This window comes from Geomicrobium sp. JCM 19037, assembly GCF_000698105.1.
GTDB lineage: Bacteria > Bacillota > Bacilli > Bacillales > Marinococcaceae > Geomicrobium_A.
In genome coordinates this window covers 1-4559 of record NZ_BAWZ01000065.1, presented here as the reverse complement: position 1 = coordinate 4559, position 4559 = coordinate 1, and the positions used below count along the sequence as shown (strand labels likewise).

Below are 4559 nucleotides of genomic sequence, written 5' to 3'. Positions count from 1 at the left end.
AGGCGTGACCGGAGCAACGGGCGTGACCGGAGCGACGGGCGTCACTGGAATTACAGGACCTACAGGCGTTACTGGAGTAACTGGCATCATTGGACCGACCGGAGCGACAGGCTTGATCGGAGCAACAGGAGCAACAGGTGTCACTGGCCCAACTGGACCTACAGCCGATAATTCATCACCGTTCTTTAATAGTAACGTTCAACCTCAAACGGTAGCCGTTGGATCGCCAGTAATCAACTTAATCCCGCGGCAGTTTGCAGGGATTACGTATACACCTGCCACAGGCTTGTTTACAATTCAGGTCCCAGGTTTGTATTTCTTTAACGTTACGTTAAACACGGCAGTGGCTACTGCTGCGGGAGCATCTTTTGGATTGTTAGTCAACGGAACGCTTGCCGCAGCCATTGGCAATGCTGACAGTGGTGGGATCATAGATGTGCACCGTTCGAATTTCTATGCTGCGGGCACGACCATTCAAATTGTCAATTCTTCACCAGCTGCAGTAAGTTTAGTCAACGGTACAGGGGTTGCCAATACTGCAGGCCATGTGTCAATTCTTCGCTATGCAGCAAATGCTACGGGAACGATAAGTACAGCGACAGGTACAGTCGGATAGTAGATCGTCACAGCTCAATGGTATAATGAGCTGTGACTTTTTTGGAGGGATTAGATGGACAAAGTGATCAGCGAAACGAAACGATGGGTTGAACAACAGTTAACCGCTGAAAAGACAGGTCATGATTGGTATCATATTGATAGAGTTTATAAAATGGCCATTCGTCTAGCTAAGGAAGAAGGGGCAGACCCATTCATTGTTGCGATGGCAGCGCTTTTGCATGATTTAGCAGACGACAAAGTAGTAAAAGACGAACAGGCAGGGCTGGAAAGAATTGAAGCGTGGCTTGATCGCTTTCATGTGAGACAGTCCGACAGGCTACATATTCTAACAATCATTACTTCAATTTCTTATAAAGGTGGAAATGGAGAGGATTTGAAAACAATAGAGGCAAAAGTTGTACAAGATGCCGACCGACTCGATGCACTTGGTGCAATTGGTGTGGCACGAACTTTTCAATATTCCGGTGCAAAAGGTCAGCCAATCTATGAGCACAGCGGGAAGTCCGTTCTAAGATGACCTTAGAGGAGTATCGACATGGACAAAGTTCGGCTATTCATCACTTCTATGAGAAACTTCTTAAGTTAAAGGACTTGATGAATACAAAAACAGGTAAAAAGATCGCTGAACAACGGCATCAATTCATAGAAGTGTTTTTAGAACAATTTTTACTCGAATGGGGAAGTCCACAACGGGGCGATAGCTGACATTTGTTTGTTGGTTGTTTTACAATAGTAAGTGAGTCAAAAACAAAGGAGCTAAAACTTGTGACACAGTTAAGTGAATGGTCTAAAGATCAACTAACCGAAAGATTGGATGAGTTAAAAGAACAGTACAAAAATGCCGTTCAGCAAAACTTGAACCTCAATATGGCTAGGGGAAAACCTTGTCCGGAGCAAGTTGAACTGTCTATGGGCATGTTGGATGTGTTGGATTCAAGCTCGCCCATGGTTTCTGAAAATGGCGTAGACCTTCGAAATTATGGTCAATTGGATGGAATTCCAGAGGCGAAACGCTTTTTTGCTAACCTTCTTGATGTAGGCGAAGAAGAAGTCATTGTTGGTGGTAATTCTAGTCTTACGCTCATGCATGATGCTGTAACACGTGCGCTGTTTGACGGTGTTAAAGGAAGTGAAAAACCTTGGGCAGATTATGATAAAATTAAATTTCTTGCGCCAAGCCCGGGGTATGACCGCCATTTTGCAATATGTGAACGTTATAACATTGAGATGATTATCATTGATATGAAAGAAGACGGTCCGGATATGGACCAGGTCGAAGAGCTTGTAAAGCAAGATGAAACGATCAAAGGCATTTGGTGTGTACCTAAATATAGCAACCCAAATGGGACAACATACTCGGATGAAGTTGTAGACCGATTGGCTTCAATGGAAACAAAAGCTACAGACTTTCGAATCTTTTGGGATGATGCATATACGATCCATCATTTAGGCACAGAGCCAGTCTCGCTGAAGAACATACTAAAATCCGCGAAAGCTGCGGGCAATGAAGACCGGCCCTATATCTTTGCTTCAACATCCAAAGTCACTTTCCCTGGAGCTGGAATCGCAACACTTGCTGCAAGTGAAGGAAATGTAGATGATGTTCGAAGTAAAATGGCAGCACAAACAATCGGTTATGATAAGATTAATCAAATGCGTCATGTTCGCTTTTTCACTGAAGTGACATCACTTGAAGAACATATGAAAAAGCATGCGCGTATCATTAAGCCGAAGTTTGACCTCGTGTATGAAACGTTCCGTGAGCAACTTGGTGATAAAGAGATTGCGACATGGTCTGAACCAGAAGGGGGCTATTTCATTAGTCTCGATACAGCTAAAGGCACAGCAAAGAAGATTGTGCAAATGGCGAAAGATGCCGGTGTTACACTCACAGGTGCAGGAGCAACTTTCCCATATGGAAAGGACCCGAATGATCAAAACATCCGTATCGCACCAACGTATCCAAGCATGGAAGAGCTTGCGACGGCGTTGCAAGTGCTATGTATTTGTATAGAGTTGGTGACAATTGAAAAGAAAATGCTCTAATCAAGTTATATAAAAAGCGTTGTTCTTATGGAACAACCGGCTTTTTATATAGGTCTGTGTAGTGCCATCGATCCCAGTTCACTCGGGGTTTAAAGAGAGGCTCCAATCGTAACAAAAACCCTTTTTAGTGACGACCAGTTCAGGAAAAGGCATCACACTTCACCTAAATGATCACATAAACGCCACCAACTGTCACAATATGAAATATATAATGCAGTGAGTATTTGAAAGAAAACCTATTGAATGGCGAATGGTAACTAAGAACAGTCAGAGAGAGTGACGATCCTTGGCCTATTTGATAACCACAGTTCCCGTCTTTCTACACATGATCAAAAGTGTTACAACTGCCCACAACCATCGGCACCAAAGGTGTAAAAGTGAAACAAGAAGAGCTCGGACAGGATATTTTATGTGTTTAGCAGTATACAACTGTAGGTTTGCCCGCTGCAAGGCTGCGGAAAGAAGATTTAATTCAATCTCGACCATAACGCGCAGTAAATTTATTTCATTCAACATGTATAGATCGCTTCCAAAACACTCAAGCAACCACCCTAAAGAGAGAGCACCTGCGGAGAAGGCCTCGGTTTTTCTTAGGCCCTTTATTTTTTAAGACCGACTCCCATCTTCAACGAATAGTTCGCTTCCACAATTTGCGGTTTGGAAGGTTTACGTTTTGAGGCGGATGGCTGTGAGGCTGTATCCCCCGTCAAATAACGTGTGAGATTTCCTGTCATGAATACGTGAAATGTTCTGAATGTGCATAACATTTTTTGTATTTTTCCGTAGTTATGATACACTAAGGTAGATTTTCCTATTACTAATTTTTAGATTTATTAGGGGGAGAAGAGAAAAGATGAAGAAGAATTTGTTACTTACAGGTGTTTTAGGAGCATCTATGCTCGCGTTAGCCGCATGTGGTGATGACGATACTGGAGCGGATGAAGAGGTAGATGACACAAACGGAGATACGGAAGAAGTGGAAGATGAAGATGGTGATGAAGACGCCGAAGGTGACGATGATGCAGCAGCTGGCGGCGATGATGACGCGTATGCTGACGTAGCAGGCGAAACGTTTACGGTCGCTACAGATAACAACTTCGTTCCTTTCGCGTTTATGGATCTTGATACAAATGAACTATCAGGATTTGATATTGAGCTGATGACAGCACTCGCAGATGAAATGGGAATTGAAGTGAACTTTGAAACGATGGAATTCCAAGGAGCTCTCGCTGGCATCCAGTCTGGCGTATATGATGCATCCATTAATGCGATGAGCATTACTGAAGAACGTCAAGACACGATTGATTTTTCCGATCCATACTACTTAGATGCAGGGATTATCGTTGCGGTCGCTGCGGATAACGAAGGTGAATGGGGATCGTTAGAAGAATTGGATCAAGACGGGATTACAATTGCCACTAACCAAGGATCGACTTCTCACGATTATCTCGATGAAACCTTGAGAATGCGAGCATTCAAGCGTTACCAGATGTTGTTGAAGCCTATCAGAACGTTATCCAAGGACACTCTGATGCTGTGCTCTACGATGAACCAAACGTATTGTATTATGTTGAGGAACAAGCACAAGGTCAGCTTGTAACCGTGGGTGATACACTTTTAGCTGATGATTATGGAATCGGCATGCCACAAGGTCATGAGCTCGTTGATCCGATTAATCATGCACTGGAAGTGCTCATGGAGAATGGAACCTATGATGATATTTATGAAGACTATTTCGGTGAGCGCCCGATGGGCACATAATCATTCAGGTTCTGCTCATACAGCCATTGTATGAGCAGTTTCATTCTCTTTTTGGAAGGAGCCAGTCATGAATTTAAATCCAGATGCATTTATTCAAGTGATGCCTTACCTTGCTCAAGGCTTATGGTATACCG

At 43.5% G+C, this 4559-nt stretch carries 3 protein-coding genes and 2 pseudogenes; all 5 read left to right on the top strand.

Annotated features, from left to right (window positions below; all coding sequences use genetic code 11):
- Positions 1 to 616, top strand: a pseudogene (locus JCM19037_RS28950) (collagen-like protein); the annotation flags it as partial.
- A gap of 54 nt (positions 617 to 670) precedes the next feature.
- Positions 671 to 1323, top strand: a pseudogene (locus JCM19037_RS21410) (HD domain-containing protein).
- A gap of 60 nt (positions 1324 to 1383) precedes the next feature.
- Positions 1384 to 2664: an aminotransferase class I/II-fold pyridoxal phosphate-dependent enzyme gene (locus JCM19037_RS21405; RefSeq protein WP_042404496.1), complete on the top strand. Its 1281-nt coding sequence runs from the start codon at positions 1384 to 1386 to the stop codon at positions 2662 to 2664.
- An 853-nt stretch (positions 2665 to 3517) separates the two neighbouring features.
- Positions 3518 to 4264 carry a transporter substrate-binding domain-containing protein gene (locus tag JCM19037_RS21400; protein WP_052364190.1) on the top strand — a complete coding sequence of 249 codons (747 nt, stop codon included), beginning with the start codon at positions 3518 to 3520 and terminating at the stop codon, positions 4262 to 4264.
- Positions 4265 to 4266: 2 nt separating this feature from the next.
- Entirely contained in the window at positions 4267 to 4425 is a 159-nt protein-coding gene (locus JCM19037_RS30420) for a hypothetical protein (RefSeq protein ID WP_373901436.1), read from the top strand.
- The last annotated feature ends 134 nt before the right edge of the window (positions 4426 to 4559 follow it).

Coding starts and splice junctions, on each gene's coding strand:
- JCM19037_RS21400 (WP_052364190.1), top strand. CDS start 3,518: ATGAAGAAGAATTTGTTACTTACAGGTGTTTTAGGAGCATCTATGCTC.